Here is a 17,408-nt window from a genome sequence, read left to right on the forward strand (position 1 = left end):
CTAGGGCTCCTCTTTTTCCCATTTCATTGATTCAACCGAAAGGCAGGAGAGTGCAGTGCCGAGCTGGCTTCGTACCTTATCACTAAGTAATAAATTGGTGCTGACGATTCTGATTTGTCTCGTTCTCCCTTCAATCGTTTCCATGAACGTCTCCAGTCTGCTAACACGAGATGCTGTGAGGTCGCAAGTGGCTGATAACTCGCAGGAATCAATGCGGATCGTTAATCAGATTGTAAACGGACAAATGAAAAATATGCTTTATGTGATGAATTTCATACAATTTGATGAAGATCTGCAGCCTTCCATTAGGGAATTAGGCCGTGCTAATGACCAAACGGATAAAGGGGATGTCTTGGCGTATAAGCAAACGATAATTAAGAAAATGACAACGGTTATCAACTCATTTGGTAATTTGTACGTCACACTGCTTTTGCCCAATGGAGAGTATGTTGCTTCGTATTCAACCTTTGCTTTTAACCCGAATGAATTCCTGCAAAAAAGTTGGTTTAGCGATGTGGAGAAGGCGTCCGGTTATAATGTCAAATGGATAGGCGCTGAACCCAATTATAGTCAAGCAACCAATCAACCTTATTTATTGGCAGCAGCAAAACCGCTTCGTATCAATGGATTAACGTACGGTTATGTGGTTGTTGGACTGGAATTAAGCACAATCCAACAGTTATTTGATCAATATAAAAACAATGAATCGATGGTCATTTTGGACGGTCAGGGGCGTATTCTGGTTGATAAAGACTCCAGCACAATAGGTAATCCATTTCCTTACTATGATCAGCTTCCGGCTCAGGATGGATCTTCGTTTGTGAAGGTAGATGGAGAAGATTACATCTTGCATAGCAATCATTTAACGTCCGAATGGAAGCTTGTTAATATGAGTCCTTATAAGACTGCTGCTCACAAAATTGAGTCGTTCCGAAAGACTGATTTCCTGATTCAGTTGTTCTTTTTAATTCTATTCGCTGTATTGCTCCTTTATATGGTGCGTACACTTACGAAACCGATTGCGCGGCTTGTCCAAACCGTTGTCCGCATTGAATCCGGTCAACTGAGTGAGCGATCTAACATCAGCGGGGGAGATGAAGTAGGGCGGCTTGGCTATGTATTCGACCGAATGATCGACCGCATTGAGCGGATGTTAGAAGAGAACAGCCGCGAACAAGAATTAAAGCGCAAGGCAGAGTTAGCCATGCTGCAGGCGCAAATTAATCCGCATTTTCTGTTCAACGTGCTTAATTCGATCCGACTGAAAATTATGATGAAGGGTGATTCTGAGAATGCGGAGCTGATCAGTTCATTGTCATCACTGTTGCGTATGACGATCAACCGCAACAATGAATACATTTCGCTGCATGAAGAAATTGAGATCAACGAACATTACATTCGACTCTTAAATTCTCGGCACGGTGATCGGGTACAGCTGCAGATTTCTGCGGCATCAGACACCCTTCTTTTTGAAATACCTCGGTTTTTATTGCAACCGCTTATTGAGAACGCTTATATACATGGGCTTAAAAGTAAGGCTGGGGAAATTACCATAGCCTCGAGGATTTGTGAGGATGGGAGGCTGCAGGTTGAGGTTAGAGATTCGGGTGTCGGGATGCCCCCTGAACGACTAGCTGCGCTGCGCAATCATTTGGATGACGTTCCTAGCCAGCAATTTCAAGAAACAAGCAGCCCTTCCTTGTCGGGCATTGGTATACACAATGTATTTGAAAGACTTCGTTTAATATATGGTCATCGTTTCGATTATGAAATCGAAAGTGGACCAGATCAGGGAACGCAGATTGTGCTGCGCTTTCCTCAGCAGGCAGGAAAGGAGGATTAGCCATGTACTCCGTTATTATTGTGGATGATGATTTACCTGTGCTTGAATTTCTGAAGACTTCAATTAAGTGGGCAGAATTAGGGTATACGTTGACGGGCGCTTACGAGAATCCACTGGATGCGCTCGAGGCAGGACGCCAGGAAAAGACGGATGTGCTTATAAGTGATATCGGCATGCCTGACATGAATGGACTGGAGCTCATTGGTCATCTGCGTGAGGTTCATCCTCACATGAAGGCCGTCATTCTATCCTGTCACGATGATTTTCACTTTGCGCAAACAGCGATGAAGCTGTCGGTAAGCGAATATATCTTGAAGGAAACGATGAATGTTGGCAACATTTCCGAGTTGCTGGGAAGGCTGAAGGAACAGTTGGACGCGGAGGTCCAAGTATTGTCGAAGAGCCGCAAGCTCGAGAAGGAGGCTTATCAACACCGCGGAGCATCCAAGCGTCAATTTATCCGCAGTACGGTGAATGAGCCCTTGTTTGATGCGGAAGAGTGGACTCTGAAAGCTGAAGGATTCGGTATTCGTCTTGGAAAACAAGGCGTACTTCCGGTCTTTGGTTATGCGAATCGTGTGAAGGAGGCAGACAATCGCTTTCAATCCAAGGATCTGTTTGAATACACCATCCAGAATATTGTTGAAGAGCTGCTTGTCGATCAGAAGGAGACAGCACTTTTCACTTACGATACCGGAGAATTTGTTTTGTTGTTTCCACATTACTCGGAGCTTCACGTCAACAACAGTCAGAAGGTGGAGCAGACGCTAAGGCAGCTGCAAAGCAGCTTACAGCAGTACTCGAAGCTTTCATTCACCTTTCTAACGGGAAACCCAGTCAAAGATGCACGTTCTTTGAAGGATCAATTGATTCGAATGGTCGAAGGGAAGAATCTGCGTTTTTATTTACCGGAGTCATCTATCATTAAATTGGGGCATGTCAGAGAAGGATTTGGGGACGGTGGGTTGCTGCTAGCGCAGTACTCCGAAGCATTAGATGAGTTTCGGAGTGTCATTTTCGATGAGCGATTGGATATGATCGACGTATTTGTCTCGAAGTGGATAGACTTTATTCAATATAACCGATTTCGCCCGATGGAAGTAAAGGAATGGCTGCTGAAGATGATTCTTGACGTGCGGATGAGGCTCAAGTCGCTTCAGCACTATCAGTCTACCTTTTCTTCGGAGCTCTTGCATCATGATGTTCATGAATTATCATCGATTCGTGAGTTTGAGCTGTGGCTCAAAGACTACCTTCAGCAAGCCATTCAGTGGGCAGGCCAGGTGTATCGCGAGTCACACAACCGTGAAATTCTAGAGTGTCAACGCTTTGTATATAATCATCTGCATACGAAAATTTCCCTCGAAGATGCTGCCACCCATCTTCATCTGCATCCAAGCTATTTAAGCCGATTGTTCAAACGGGAAACCGGGGAGAATTTCATTGAATACGTCACACGGCTGAAGATGGAGAAAGCGAAGGAGCTCTTGGAAATCACAGACAAGAGCGTTGAACAAATTTCCGATTCGTTGGGCTACGAAAATAAGAATTATTTCGGTAAGCTGTTCAAAGCGCATACAGGGTTTGTGCCAAATGCTTATCGTGGACAAACGAAAGCGAATCAGCCGACTTAGCTATGGGAACAAGAATTTCTTGAGGCGTCGATGCTAATGGGGGAGAGGATCGTAGGTTCGATATTTGGACAAAAAAAGCCGGAATCATGAGGAAAAGGAACGTAGATGCTTTATTTGGACGAAAACATCCGAAATCTGGAGGAAGAGGAACGAGGAGGCGTTATATCGCGGTTTTTGCCTTTGGATCGTTCTTTTTTGATCAAATAGCGCCCTCACGTTCCTCTTATTCGATTTTATGCGCAGATTTCCCGAAATAGCGGCTCTACGTTCCGTTAGCTAGAGGTCGGGTGACTTTCCTTGCCCATAATAAGCTTATAAAAGGCAGTGGCATACAAAAAACGGAGACAGTTGGACAAGCAGATATAACCTGCCGTTCAGCTGTCTTTTCAATTTTTAAGGAAAGCCTCAGAAAATATTGAGAGCGATTACAAATTAATCGAGTGAAATTCATGATCAATCCTGCCCGAGTGCTAGTGAAGTTTGCATAGGTAGCTTATTAAACGATTGTGCACCTGCACAATCTGCCTTATCTTTACAAAAAAAAATCACTTTTTCCTTTTGAACCATGGTAAAATTTAGGAGCATAATTGGGCTTGTCTGTCCATAAAGCCTCTGCTTATGAAGAAATTTTTTGACACAGCAAATGCTAAGGAGGAATTGTAATGAGTAGGCTAGCAGGATGGAAAGCAAAACTTTTGAAAACAACACTTGCCGTAACAATCGCGTTACCGTTTCAAGTATTGGCCACAAGCAGTTGGCAAGCTGTTATGGCGGAAGGACCGACTGATCCAGCTCCTTTCATTGAAGCCAAAGTTGTGAATGAAAATGCTGGCAAGAAGGTGCTTTTCGACAATACGCATGAACAAACGGCAGGGGCGGCCGATTGGGTCATTGATGGCGCCTTCTCCGATTTCGCCAATGCTTTAGCGAATAATGGTTATTATGTGAAAGAGCTGCGTAAAACGACACCAATTACCTTGAGTGATTTGAGTGGTTACGATGTATTCGTCGTTGCAGAGTCTAATGTTCCTTATAAGACGAGCGAGCAGGCCGCTCTGGAGCAATACGTGCAGGGAGGCGGCAGTATCTTCTTCATCGGAGATCACTACAATGCAGACCGCAACAAGAACCGTTGGGACGGTTCGGAAGTATTCAATGGCTACCGCAGAGGCGCATGGACGAACCCGGCTAGCGGCATGAACGCAGAAGAGATTGCTTCGTCGGCTATGCAGGATGTAGCTAGTTCGGATTGGTTGGCTACACAGTTCGGGTTGCGTTTCCGCTATAATGCTTTAGGGGATATTACGGCGAATCAAATTGTTGCGCCAGAGCAAGCTTTCGGGATTACCAGCGGTGTCTCAACAGTGGCTATGCACGCAGGTTCAACACTAGCCATTCTTGATCCGACAAAGGCGAAGGGGATTGTGTACCTTCCGCAAACGAGCGATGCTTGGGCGAACGCAGTCGATCAAGGTGTTTATAATGGAGGCGGTATTGCCGAAGGCCCTTATGTGGCTGTTGCTAAAGCGGGTGCAGGGAAGGCTGCTTTTATTGGCGATTCCTCACCGGTTGAAGACGCAACTCCGAAATATGTCCGCGAGGATACGGGTGCGAAGAAGACGACCTATGACGGCTTTAAAGAGCAGAATGATGGCGTACTGCTTGTAAATATGGTGAACTGGCTCTCGAAGAAAGAAAGCTATACAAGCTTATCTCAGGTTAGCGGCTTGCAGTTGGATCAACCGACAGCGCTGCTGCCTTTTGAAAATCCGGCTGCATCAACGGAGCCACAGCCAGAGCCTTGGGCTGCGCCAAACGCAGGCTACAAATGGTATGACCGCAGCACATTTAAAGCGGGCTCATACGGTGGACCTACGGCAACAGCTAGCGCAGCTTACAGCTTTGTGCATCAAGCAACACTACCCAATGCAGTGGACTTCCCCGTACGGGTAGTTGTGGATAACCTGCCTGCGTCTACGACTGTAGCGGGGTTCAGTGTTGGTATATATTTGGTCACCGGAGGCGCTCAAATAGCCATGATTCAAAATGCAGATGGCACATGGCCTGCTGCATACGGGTACAGCTCTACGTTCAGCGTGACCTCAGATATTAACGGACATGCTACAAAAGATTTGAATGTTAGAATTAAGCCGGGAACGACGGCTGCGGCCAACTTGAGGCTGCGTCAAAACGGAACGAACTTGAAGACAGAAGGCGTTACACTTGGTAACGTTCCGGCTGAACCATTACCGGAAGAGCAGAATCCGATTCCAGCAAAGATCACCGTCGCTGAAGCACGGGGGAAAGCTGCAGGAACATTGGTGACTGTTGAGGGCGTGGTAATTACGGAACCGGGCTCTTTTGGCGGACAATCTTTTTACTTGCAGGATGCTACAGGTGGTATGTATGTGTTCCAAAGCTTAAGTGGATTCCATCTTGGAGATACCGTGAAGGTGACGGCTTCGACAGCGCTATTTAACACAGAGTTCGAGTTGACTGATCCGGTGGAAATTGCTAAAACAGGGGCCGCTGCTGTGCCTACGCCAGCTGTTGTATCTGCTGTAACTAGCGATAATCAAGGTCAATTGGTGGAACTTAGCAATGTGACGATTAGCAATATCATCAGCGCTTCACCGACTGGCTCTTTTGAATTTGATGCGGTTAGCGGAGCGGTAAGCAATCATGTTCGGGTAGACGCACGGACTGGATTAACACAGAGTGCGTTCCCGTACCAGGCAGGTCAAACCGTAAATATCAAAGGTGTCGCTGCCATTTTCAAAGGTGTATTCCAGTTGAAACCAAGAGGATTAAGCGACTTCACCGTAGTGGCTGACACAGTGGCACCTGTGACGACGGCGGCATTGTCGAGTGCTCCAAATAGCGAAGGCTGGTATAAAGAAGATGTGACGGTTACATTGACAGCTGTGGATGAATCAGCGGGTGCGGTGGGTACCGAATACAGTATCAATGGTGGGGCAGCAGCTGCTTACGTTGCACCAATTGTCATTCAAAACGAAGGTACGAGTACGATCGGATATTTCTCTAAAGATGCCGCAGGGAATGTGGAAGCGGCGAAATCTTTACAGGTTAAATTAGATAAAACAGCACCCGTTGCTGTTTTGACGGAGTCTGGCCACACTGTAGCGGATGTGACAGATGCGGATACGCTGAGATTTGATTTGAACAGTACAGATGCACACTCCGGTGTGGCTACGCAGACGTTGACTTTGGATGGCGCTGTGATTAACAGCGGTCAAACGATTGCTGCAGGTAGTCTAGCATTAGGTGCACATACGGTGCAATACAGTGTAGTGGATGCAGCGGGCAATTTGGTGCAATCGACACAAACATTCAACGTGAGTGCGAGCGTTACGTTCAGTCAAGCTATTCTTGCCGCTGACGCGGTGTCGTTGAAGCCGGGTGAAACGACGGCTACTCGCCTCTCAGGTACATTAAGCAATGGAGCGCCTGCTGATCTTAGTGGTGCTGTAATTGCCTACAACACAAGCAATGGAGCGGTAGTAACTGTAGATGCAACAGGTAAAGTTAGCGCTTTGGCAGAAGGTACTGCACAAATTACAGCTACCGTCACACTGAATGGAAAAACAGTACCAACCAACGCTGTGACTATTACGGTTGTGAAACCGTTATCGGTTGGGGCGCCAGGTAAGCCCGTTTTGTCAGATAACAGCGGTCAGGCAACTGGATTAAAGGATGGTAACTATACCGTCACAATGAACATGTGGTGGGGGAATAACGGCTCCGTGTTCAAGCTGTACGAAAATGGCGTACTCATTAGTACGCAAACATTGACAGACGCATCTCCAGCGGCGCAAGTGGCTAAAGTAGATGTAAAAGGCAAAGCGAACGGCACTTATACGTATACGAGCGAACTTATTAATTCCTTCGGAACAACAGCCAGCAGCCCACTTGTGGTCAAGATTACAGACGCATCGCCAGGTAAACCGGTACTATCTCAAGATAATTGGGATGGAGATGGCAACTACAAGGTAACGATGAACATGTGGTGGGGCACCAACGCTACCGAGTATCGCCTATACGAAAATGGCATAATGATCGAAACGAAGAGCTTGAATGCAGCTTCTCCAAGTGCACAAAGCGCCGTGTCTACGATTACCGGCAGAGCCATTGGCGTGTATGAGTACCGCAGCGAATTGGTCAATGCGGGCGGAGTCACTTCGAGCGAGAAGATTACGGTGAAAGTAACGAAGTAAGAGATGAAGTAAGAGATGAAATGAGTAACGAAGTAAGAGATGACGTTTTGGAAAAGGCCTCTAACGACTCCGGCTGGAGTTGTTGGAGGCTCTTTTTTCGTCTGGGTTGGGGAGACGGGAGGTCCAGTAACCAACCCCAACCCCAACCCCAACCCCAACCCCAACCCCAACCCCAACCCCAACCCCAACCCCAACCCCAACCCCAACCCCAACCCCAACCCCAACCCCAACCCCAACCCCAACCCAGTAATTTAGCCACATAACGCCTCTAGTTGTCAGAAACCAGTCGAGTTTGCAGCAACAGATGCAGAAAGTGCAGCAAATTATGAGTTATTCGCCGATTTGAGTAGAAAAGATGCATTTAGTACATCAAATATCAGCATTATAGCTGGAATTTGCTTTTTCCGTTGAATTAGCTGCACTTTTTGCATGTTTTCTCATGAAAACGTGATAGGGATGAAATTAGCTGCACTTTTTGCATCAAAAGTTGTTATCCTTGTCGCCCAAGTCTGGATTTCCAACTCATCCCATCCCCATGCTCAGCCTTATCGCCATTGCCATCTCCATTTTTCATCTTCACCCGCACCCACAGCCACAGCCATAGCCACACTCCCATCTCTCGACTACAGGTACAGAGCAAGCTACTCCAAGTAATTTAATAAGTCTGCACACGAGCTAATTTTGAGCGAGGTACCCCGTAGTTTCACCGCGCGCGACTTTAAATTAGAGTAATAACGAGTAGCTCTTCCGCAAAAGAGAGCTCGTTTGAGAGGTTTGCCTTCCATTAAACTGCCAGCTAGCCTACAAAATCCATGACCCCACGGGCAAGCTCGTATTGGACGACTCTGCCTCCTGCGGTTCGGCTTATTGGAGTTAGCCATCCTTTGGTGCGTAAGGATTGTAGAAGCCGCACGGCTGTTCGATGGTTTATTGCGAAATGTTCTTTAACATCTACGGGGCGTACAGGTCTAGCTAGCTGGTGGAGCAGTCGGATGACTTCCTTTTCGGCTAGGATGGCTCGGTTTGTAGGGGAAGGGGCATTCTGATAGCGGCTCAAGAGCATGCGAAGTAGGGTGATACATAGCTCAGGGCGATGAGCGACGTCGTCGTAAGCGAACGAGACAACTCGAAAGCCAAGGGCTTGTAGGAATATTTCTCGGTTTAACTCTTCGCAATATCGTTTGCGATCCATGTCCTGCACATGGGGGCCGAAGCCCTTGATTTCCCAAATGAATTTCACGTCACCGGGTAAGTAGGCGAAATCCCCAAAGTACGAGCGTCCTCTCCAATCTATAATTTCGTATTCGGGGTGCAAATTATCAAAATGCCCGACTAGCGGAAACCAGACTTGTTCCAAAAAAAGAGCCTCCGCATGCTGATGCCCGCGTTCAAGATTTCCTTTCCGTTCTCCGGATCTGCGGGAGATATGGGAGTCTATAAAGGCTTGGTGCTTCTCATGAAAATGTAAACTACTCATAGGTTCAGCTCCTCTTCGTGTAAATAAAAAAACGCCCCTAATTCATCAAAGATGAATAGGGACGTTCTTCGTCGCTTTAGCAATCATTATAGTCGAAAGGCGAATAGTTGGCTATACGGACTCTGCATTTGTTATATCACTTTGCGCAGCTTTGTAAAAGTTACCTACTAGACAAAATCACATCTCGGTGGTAGCGTAAATTTACTACGAATGAAAGTTTGTGATACGTGATGTCTAATCCTAGTACTTCCCAAGCGAGACTATCTGTAAGTCGTTCAAGCCGTTTATGGATCGTGCTCGTGCTCGGTTCACTGGCCTCTTTCGGTCCGCTCTCGCTCGATATGTACTTACCCGCGCTGCCTGTGCTCGCAAATGATCTTCATACAACCACCTCGCTGGCACAAATGAGTTTAACCGCCTGCATGCTCGGCCTATCGATCGGTCAGCTCATCGCCGGTTCGGTGAGTGATGTGCGCGGAAGACGAATGCCACTGCTGATCGGGCTCGTTATTTATGCGATTTCCTCGGTTCTATGCATGTTCTCGCCAACGATCTGGGTATTTCTGGGTCTGCGTTTCGTTCAAGGCATGGCTGGCGCAGCTGGCATCGTCATCTCCCGTGCGATAGTTCGTGATATGTATGAAGGTGTGGAGCTGACGAAATTTTTTGCACTATTAATGTTGGTCAATGGGTCCGCACCTATACTTGCTCCCATCGTAGGTGGACAAATTTTGCAGTTCACCTCGTGGCGTGGCGTATTCCTTGTTTTGAGTCTGATCGGTGTGGTTATGTTCTTTGCTACGGTGTTAGGCTTGAAGGAAACACACCCGCCAGAGCGACGTTCCAAAGGTGGTCTCACCAACACGCTCCGAACGTTTGGCGGCCTGCTAACAGACCGTATGTTCATGGGCTATGCGTTAACGCAAGGGCTCGTTTTTGCTGGCATGTTCGCCTATATATCGGGTTCCCCATTCGTGCTGCAGGATATTTTCGGTGTTTCCCCGCAAATGTTCAGTCTTTGCTTCGCGATTAACGGTCTAGGTGTCATCACAGCCGGTCAAATCACGGGCAAGCTGGCAGGCAAAGTAAGCAATCATAGATTGCTAGCTGGTGGGCTCGCTATTGCCGCTTTTGGCGGTTTGTTACTTTTCATTTCTACCCTTATCGGGGCAGGGTTATATGCGATTTTGGCGGCTTTTTTCTTCATCGTTTCTAGCGTAGGACCTGTATCAGTGGCTACCTCCTCCCTAGCTCTTCAAAATCAAGGGAAAACAGCAGGCAGCGCCGCAGCATTGTTAGGCTTGCTATCTTTTATCATAGGAGGCCTAGTTGCTCCGCTGGTCGGTATTGGCGGCAGCCAAACCGCGGTTCCGTTAGGCATCATCATAGCTGTGATGGAATTAGGAGCGATCCTATGTTTTATTTTACTCACCCGTAAGAAAGTAGTGGCATAATAAATCAAATAAGGTTGCCTCTTTCGATCTTGCTAAGACCGAAGGGGCAACCTTTTTCCTATACATTGGCGAGTTCTGTTTGATATAGAAGCTGAAATATTACTTTTCTTCAGGCCGTTTCATCGTTGAGGCTTGTGCAGCCCCGTTTTCAAACGACTACGCCATTTGAAGAGGAAAAAGACAGCCACAGCTATGCATAACCCAATCAAAGTGTAAATTAAAAACTTTTCTACCCACATAAAAATGATAAGCCACTGATCACCGAAAAGGTAACCAATTCCGAAAAATACAACTACCCATAAAGCTGAACCTGTGAAGGCGAATAGAGCGAAAATTCGGTATGGAACGCGGATGATGCCTACAAAATAAAAGATAAATTGTCTGATTCCCGGTATGAAATAACTGAAAAGCAGCAATTTGTTTCCGTACTTCGCGTAATATTCTCTAGATTTCTGCAGATGTGCGGGCTTCAAAAACAGAAGTTTTCCATAACGTTCAATCAGAGGCGTGCCCAGTTTATATCCGATCCAATAGGTAATCGTCATGCCTATCATAGTTCCGACCCAGGCCGCAACCATGGCTAAAAACCAATTAAGCACCCCTTTATAAGCTAAAAAACCCGTATACGTCATCGTCGTATTTCCCGGAGGAATCGGAAGCGCAATAGCGTCCAATGGCAAACCGATCAACAATACCCAATAGCCAAATTGTGCAAATAATTGTTCAATTAGTCCCATAAACTTCATGACTTATGCTCTCCTTGTAACAAAAAACCGTATATTTTTTGTGGAAATTTGCATGAATATCTCTAATTTGCGCAGCAGAAATGAACCATCTTACGTAAATTATACCTGTTTCAAGTAAAGCTATGAACCGTCAGAAAGTCAAGTTTTGTTCAGGACCTTAGTCTAGTTATCCATAGGGTAGTCTCACGTAATCGCATCAATTCGGTTAATATAATACACGCCATAAATAAAAAGTCGCATAAGCTTCCCACCCATTCCATCCTTCAGCAAGCTGTCTAATATGAGGAATAGTCGGTTTCTGTTCTAAGCCAAGCACATGCTTCAGAGCATTGTGCAAGCCAACGTCAGCAAGAGGGAAAGCAGCGGGGTTCCGCAAGCAACGCATCAGCACATAATTGGCCGTCCACGGACCGATGCCGCGAATACTTAACAGCTCTTTCTCCATATCGGCAAAATCGTTCCGCCTCAGCAGCTCCTCTTTAACAAGCAGTCCCTCAGTCATCAACTTGGCAACGCCGATTAAGTATTCTGCTTTTTTACCCGTGAACTGTAAGGCGGACAAAGCATCAGGCGTAAGCTCGGCGATTCGCTCTGGTTTAGGAAATGCCCAGTACGTCCGTCCTTCCCAGTCTAGAAGCGTGCCGAAGGCTTCAACAAGACGTCTTTTGAGCGTATAGGCAAAAGTCAGGTTGATTTGCTGTCCGATAATGCCCCAGCTCATCGCCTCGAATAGATCTGGAATCCCCATCAGGCGCAGCCCATAAAAGTCCTGAGTGACTTGCTTCAGCAGAGGATCACCCTTGGCCAACTCGTAGAAAGGCGTAAGGTCGGTGCCAAGGTCAAACCACTCCCACACATAACGAGCCACGTCTTCACGAATGGAGGAGGTGAGGGTACCGTCGGTACAATGGAGTAGTTGAATGCGCAGCCGGGAATTATCCTCACTGTTGACAGTGATTAGGACATGGTTATCCCCAATCGGAAGCAGTTTGTAAATAGCCAAGTTATCCACATGGAATAGGCATTCATTGGTTGATCGGGATAGGTAACTGAGATTTTGCTCATATCGAAAAGGATCAGGAAGCGGCAGTGTAAGGGAGCTTGTCTGTTCGCACCATTTTAGGATAGAAGGGTCAAAGGGTTGAAGATGTGGCATGTTAAGTTCTCCTCTTATCTGATAAAGTTTCTTCCTCTATTATCGCTGAAGGCGGCTTTCGTAATCTTGCTTTTTCATCTTCATTCCCTTACAAGAGCAGCATGGTTTGGGTATACTGAGCTAGTAGGGAAATGGAGCTGAGAGGAGCGGTAGTCATGCAAGAACGGTTTTGGAAAGCGATTGTTGCGAATGATGCGGCTTATGATGGTACGTTTTATTATGCGGTGACGACAACTGGGATCTTCTGCAGACCGTCTTGCAAATCAAGGCTGCCTAAGAAGGAGAATGTCCGGATTTTTGGGAACCGCCAAGCAGCTTTCTCGGAAAATTATCGTCCCTGCAAAAGGTGCAGGCCAGACGGCGTGAGGCTGCCTGATGAAGAATGGGTGTCGCTTATGACGGCTCACATCGATGAACATTATTCCGAGCCGCTGACGCTGACTATCCTGGCAGATCACTTTTATGCAAGTGTCTATCATCTGCAAAGGACTTTCAAACGCCTGCAGGGAATCACACCTCTAACGTATCTTCAACAAGTACGTATCGAAGTGGCCAAACGACTACTTCTAGAGACGAATGCTCCTGTGAATGCGATTGGTGTTCAAGTGGGGATTGCGAATGCGGCACATTTTGCCACGATATTTCAAAAAAAGACCGGTTTTTCGCCAACGGAATTCCGTCAAATAAAATCAATCTAAACATAACCGAGGAGGGTTCGAAGATGCAAACTATGCGGGAGAAAACCGAGGCACAAACCTTGCAAGAGAAGTCAGAGATGGAAACCAAACGAGCGAACTCTGAGATGCAAGACGAACCGACCAAGTCGATCTACTGGGGAGTCGTTCGTTTGTTGGAGAATGACTTTTTGATGGCGGCAACGGATGAGGGGCTTTGCTACTTGCAATTTCATGAGGCGGATTCTGATGGTGGTGTAGATGAGGGTGCGTGGTTGGAATTAACAAAATGGGCTCGTTCGCAGCTGTCTGAGCCTAACTGGGTAGAGGATGCAGATAAGCTGCTGCCCTATATCCTTCAATTAGATGAGTACTTGAAAGGACTTCGCACGACATTTACTTTGCCGTTGGATCTGCGAGGTACTGCTTTTCAGCAGTCAGTGTGGCGTGTGCTTCATGAGATTCCACATGGGGAAACGTTTAGTTATTCACAGGTAGCCCAAGAGCTGGATAAAATAAGTGCAGTTAGGGCTGTGGGCACTGCTATTGGGGCTAACCCCGTGCTCATCGTGGTGCCGTGTCATCGTGTTGTGGGGAAGGATGGTTCGCTAACTGGCTACCGTGGTGGACTCCGGAACAAGGAGAAGCTGCTGAGGTTGGAGCGAGCAGGATTATGATCGGATGTGGCTGCACATAACTCTGATCCATTGGAGTTTTTACAGTACTTTTAAATTTAAGCCTATGGATAACCGATCCTATTGGAGTTTATCCATTCAAAACTCATAGAAACAACAATTTTCATAGAAAATAAAAAATTCCATTGGATTATTCCAATGAAAGTACAAAAGCTAAAGTTAAAATAGAGATTACATTGGATTTTCTCCAATCTAATAGATGAAAATGTGATGATTTCGAAAGGGTAAGCGAAAGGGAAAAGTGGAGGTGAGTCTATGAAGATTGACGTAAACCGGAAGACGGCGAAGCAGCTGCTAACGAAAGCGAGCGGCTTTCTTAAGGGGTATACTCACACGCTAAACCCCTACACCGGCTGCTCCTTCGCCTGTTCCTACTGCTATGTGAGGCAGATGCCGGTCGCATTTTTCCGCAGCGACGCATGGGGCGAATGGGTCGATGTAAAAGAAAATGCGGCCGCGCTTCTAGCGAAGGAGTTGGCTAAAGCGAAGAGCAAAGGGCCGGTAACGATCTTCATGTCATCGGCCACGGATCCCTACCAGCCGATCGAACATAAGGAGCGAATCACCCGTTCGCTCCTTGAGGTGATGTCCGCGAATCCGCCGGACTTCTTGTTCGTTCAGACCCGCAGCCCGCTCGTGACACGGGATGCGGATGTATTAAAGCTGCTCGGCGAACGCGTAAGAGTCAGCATGACGGTCGAGACCGACCGCGAGGATATACGCCGAGCGTTCACGCCGTCCGCGCCGCCGATTCCGGCGCGGCTAAATGCCATCCGCGAGCTCGCAGCTCGCGGCATTCCGGTGCAGGCCACGATAGCGCCAGCGCTGCCGAGCTCGGAGCATTTCTCCGAGCTGCTTGCGGGCATCGTGGATCGGGTGTGCATCGACGATTACTTCATGGGCGATGGCAGTGGGGGCAAGCGCACGGAACGCATCGGCGTGCGCGCTATCTATGACGCGCTGGAGCTACCAGACTGGTACAGTCGGGATGCGTACGAGCGCGTGCGCGAACAGCTCCTGCAGCATTTCCCGCAGGAGCGTGTGTTTGTCAGCCAACAAGGCTTCCTGCCTTGATGGATATAACAAAGCCTCCTACGGGATTTCCCGTGGAGGCTATAAACGCGCTAGTCCGCTTGCGCAAGCAGAGGCGTCAACCCTGATTGACTGCGCATGCGTTGTTTAAATTCTTTGGGCGAGCATTGGTTATGACGCTTAAACAGCTTGTAGAACTGCGCCATATTCAGTATGCCTACTTCAAAGCTTACTTCCATAATGCTGAGGTCGCCTGTTAAAAGGAGACGCTCGGCTTTTTTGATCCGCTTGTAATTAACGTAATCGACGAAGGATATCCCCATCACCTTTTTGAAATACTTAATAAAGTAATGATAGCTCAAATTGAGCACACTGCACATGTCTTCGACCGAAATCCGTTCACTCAGATGCTCGTCAATAAAGTCTAGTGCCGGACGCACACGAGAAATGCCGGAATCCTCGGCAAGAGCCGAGAAATCTCGGTTGTCATTACGCAGCATTAAAAGTAAGAGATTTTTGATCGCTGCACTGATCGCCAACTCATACCCAATCTTACGGGATTGCGACTCTTCGTAAATCTGCATGATGAGGTTGTAAGCAGCTTGCTTGACGTTTGCATTGCCTTGAAACAGCTCATTAAATTGCTCAAGTGGATGAGTCAGCTCCGAGAAGCAATGCAGGTAGGGCATGGTGCTAAGGTCAAAATGCTGCTTTAGATCAATCTGAAAAACGATCTGTCGCAAGGCATCCGCTGAGTGCTTATACGTACGATGCGGCTGGGAAGAGCCCAAGACCATGACATCTCCAGGGGCCATCACCGTAAAATCGTGCTTCGTTTGGATGCCGAGTTGACCCTCTATGACCACAAGAAATTCAACTTGCATATGTGAATGCCAACGCCAAGGAGTAGGAGGCCCGAATTGCTGGGTGTCAGAATTCATTTCCCAAATTTTCAAAAAGAGCAAAGGGTTCTGATAGATGACTTCTTCATTAACAATTTCGGTAAAGGTGCTAGAGCTATGTATAGGGTCCATGGATATGTATACCTCACTACTGTGAAAGACATTTTTGAATACGTAAAAAGTGGCGGAACGTAAGGTTTATCAGTAATGAGTATATCATTGTTTGAAAGGGAAGGACACTATTGAATAAGAATTAGGCAGGATCTTGCCTTTATTTTCGGCGAGGGAGTGACTATACTCAAAAGTATGAATGAATACGCTACCCTGGAGGGAATAAGAAGATGAGTCAGAAGCTTAGAGTAACGGTTTGGAACGAGTTCCGTCATGAAAAAGAAAACGAAGTCGTACGCGCAGCGTATCCAGATGGTATCCACACGGCAATTGGTGAAGGTTTGAGCGGAGCAGTTGATGTCACTTATGCGACATTAGATGATGCTGAACATGGCTTGTCCGAAGAAGTTTTGAATAACACAGATGTCCTCATCTGGTGGGGACATAAGGCACATAACGAAGTGCAGGACGAGATCGTAGACCGCGTTCAAAAGCGTGTATGGCAAGGCATGGGGCTTATCGTGCTGCATTCCGGACATTTCTCCAAAGTGTTCAAAAAGTTAATGGGTACTTCTTGTGACCTCAAATGGCGTGAAGCTGATGAGAAGGAACGTCTTTGGGTTGTTGCTCCGGGTCATCCAATCGTTGAAGGCATCGGCGAGTACATCGATCTTGAAGCAGAGGAAATGTACGGTGAGCACTTTGATATCCCTCAGCCGGACGAGCTGATCATGGTTTCTTGGTTTGAAGGCGGCGAAGTTTTCCGCAGCGGTTGCACGTTCAACCGCGGCAACGGGAAAATTTTCTACTTCCGTCCTGGGCACGAAACATACCGTACGTACTACAATGAGCAAATCCGCCGCGTAATCAGCAATGCGGTTCACTGGGCGGCTCCATCCACGCGTGAGTATCCGAAATACGGAAACCACAAGCCGCTTGAAGAGATCAAAGCAAAAGTCAAAGCTTAATAGTGAAATGATAGGAATGCTCCCGATTATCGGGGGCATTTTTTGCTTTGCGATGGTTGCACGTATCCATGAGGACTTCCGCCATCAGGGTGAGTTTTTGGCAGAGTTGTTCTTAACGGAACGACAAGCCGCTAAAGTGGATGAAATGCGCTAAAAATTGAATTAGCGGAACGAGGTGGCGTTATTTGATGAAATTTGTGGTATTTGAAGCTAATAAACAACGAAATAGCGGCGCTACGTTCCTCTTTTGCTTTAATTTGAGCTGTTTGAAGTTAGACTAAACAGTAGACACAGACTAAGGAACAACCTTTATAATAAATTTATCTAATAAAAGGTTGAGGTGTCCCCCTGTGAGCACACAAAGAGAAATTTATGATGAAGAATTTAAACGTAATACGATTGAACACATGGAGTCTTCAGGTAAGAAACCGACGCAAATAGCCAGAGAATTAAACATTCCTAAAAGTACCCTAAGTCACTG

General features: G+C 46.9%; 15 protein-coding genes. 9 read left to right on the plus strand and 6 right to left on the minus strand.

The genetic code is table 11. The features are described from left to right. The first annotated feature begins 55 nt into the window (after positions 1–55). From AC58UU_RS38475 to AC58UU_RS38485, 3 genes are all read left to right on the plus strand, one after another. Entirely contained in the window at positions 56–1,843 is a 1,788-nt protein-coding gene (locus tag AC58UU_RS38475) for a cache domain-containing sensor histidine kinase (protein ID WP_497322740.1), read from the plus strand. A gap of 2 nt (positions 1,844–1,845) precedes the next feature. Beyond that, the gene (locus AC58UU_RS38480) at positions 1,846–3,477 is read left to right on the plus strand and encodes a response regulator transcription factor (protein ID WP_497322741.1); all 1,632 of its coding nucleotides are present in this window, start codon (positions 1,846–1,848) and stop codon (positions 3,475–3,477) included. A gap of 662 nt (positions 3,478–4,139) precedes the next feature. Continuing rightward, complete coding sequence (locus AC58UU_RS38485; RefSeq protein WP_497322742.1) at positions 4,140–7,712, plus strand: OmpL47-type beta-barrel domain-containing protein; 3,573 nt, start codon at positions 4,140–4,142, stop codon at positions 7,710–7,712. 60 nt (positions 7,713–7,772) lie between these two features. Here the strand turns inward: AC58UU_RS38485 and AC58UU_RS38490 are convergent, their stop codons facing one another. From AC58UU_RS38490 to AC58UU_RS38500, 3 genes are all read right to left on the minus strand, one after another. After that, complete coding sequence (locus AC58UU_RS38490) at positions 7,773–7,973, minus strand: hypothetical protein (RefSeq protein WP_497322744.1); 201 nt, start codon at positions 7,971–7,973, stop codon at positions 7,773–7,775. Between the two features lie 229 nt (positions 7,974–8,202). Further along, positions 8,203–8,328, minus strand: a complete 126-nt coding sequence (locus AC58UU_RS38495; protein ID WP_497322746.1) for a hypothetical protein — start codon at positions 8,326–8,328, stop codon at positions 8,203–8,205. A gap of 180 nt (positions 8,329–8,508) precedes the next feature. Then, the gene (locus AC58UU_RS38500) at positions 8,509–9,189 is read right to left on the minus strand and encodes a hypothetical protein (protein ID WP_497322747.1); all 681 of its coding nucleotides are present in this window, start codon (positions 9,187–9,189) and stop codon (positions 8,509–8,511) included. A 230-nt stretch (positions 9,190–9,419) separates the two neighbouring features. Between AC58UU_RS38500 and AC58UU_RS38505 the strand changes: the two genes are divergently transcribed. After that, positions 9,420–10,643 carry a multidrug effflux MFS transporter gene (locus AC58UU_RS38505; protein WP_497322749.1) on the plus strand — a complete coding sequence of 408 codons (1,224 nt, stop codon included), beginning with the start codon at positions 9,420–9,422 and terminating at the stop codon, positions 10,641–10,643. 119 nt (positions 10,644–10,762) lie between these two features. Here AC58UU_RS38505 and AC58UU_RS38510 read toward each other — a convergent pair whose 3' ends face one another. Both AC58UU_RS38510 and AC58UU_RS38515 read right to left on the minus strand, forming a co-directional pair. Continuing rightward, on the minus strand, positions 10,763–11,389 hold the full coding sequence (locus AC58UU_RS38510; protein WP_497322751.1) for a DedA family protein: 627 nt from the start codon (positions 11,387–11,389) through the stop codon (positions 10,763–10,765). Positions 11,390–11,594: 205 nt separating this feature from the next. Next, positions 11,595–12,545, minus strand: coding sequence for a DNA-3-methyladenine glycosylase family protein (locus AC58UU_RS38515; protein WP_497322752.1), 951 nt, complete (start codon positions 12,543–12,545; stop codon positions 11,595–11,597). A gap of 155 nt (positions 12,546–12,700) precedes the next feature. Here AC58UU_RS38515 and AC58UU_RS38520 point away from each other — a divergent pair, with 155 nt between their 5' ends. From AC58UU_RS38520 to AC58UU_RS38530, 3 genes are all read left to right on the plus strand, one after another. Continuing rightward, complete coding sequence (locus tag AC58UU_RS38520; protein ID WP_497322753.1) at positions 12,701–13,243, plus strand: bifunctional transcriptional activator/DNA repair enzyme AdaA; 543 nt, start codon at positions 12,701–12,703, stop codon at positions 13,241–13,243. 23 nt (positions 13,244–13,266) lie between these two features. Beyond that, entirely contained in the window at positions 13,267–13,896 is a 630-nt protein-coding gene (locus tag AC58UU_RS38525) for a methylated-DNA--[protein]-cysteine S-methyltransferase (RefSeq protein ID WP_497322755.1), read from the plus strand. Between the two features lie 273 nt (positions 13,897–14,169). Further along, positions 14,170–14,988: an SPL family radical SAM protein gene (locus AC58UU_RS38530; protein ID WP_497322757.1), complete on the plus strand. Its 819-nt coding sequence runs from the start codon at positions 14,170–14,172 to the stop codon at positions 14,986–14,988. Between the two features lie 50 nt (positions 14,989–15,038). Here AC58UU_RS38530 and AC58UU_RS38535 read toward each other — a convergent pair whose 3' ends face one another. Beyond that, positions 15,039–15,980, minus strand: coding sequence for a helix-turn-helix domain-containing protein (locus tag AC58UU_RS38535; protein ID WP_497322758.1), 942 nt, complete (start codon positions 15,978–15,980; stop codon positions 15,039–15,041). A 209-nt stretch (positions 15,981–16,189) separates the two neighbouring features. On the opposite strand from AC58UU_RS38535, the gene AC58UU_RS38540 reads away from it, so the two are divergent. Both AC58UU_RS38540 and AC58UU_RS38545 read left to right on the plus strand, forming a co-directional pair. Beyond that, complete coding sequence (locus tag AC58UU_RS38540) at positions 16,190–16,927, plus strand: ThuA domain-containing protein (RefSeq protein ID WP_047678043.1); 738 nt, start codon at positions 16,190–16,192, stop codon at positions 16,925–16,927. A 7-nt stretch (positions 16,928–16,934) separates the two neighbouring features. Continuing rightward, positions 16,935–17,081, plus strand: coding sequence for a hypothetical protein (locus AC58UU_RS38545; protein WP_497322760.1), 147 nt, complete (start codon positions 16,935–16,937; stop codon positions 17,079–17,081). The last annotated feature ends 327 nt before the right edge of the window (positions 17,082–17,408 follow it).

This window comes from Paenibacillus sp. JT22N1, assembly GCF_059692155.1.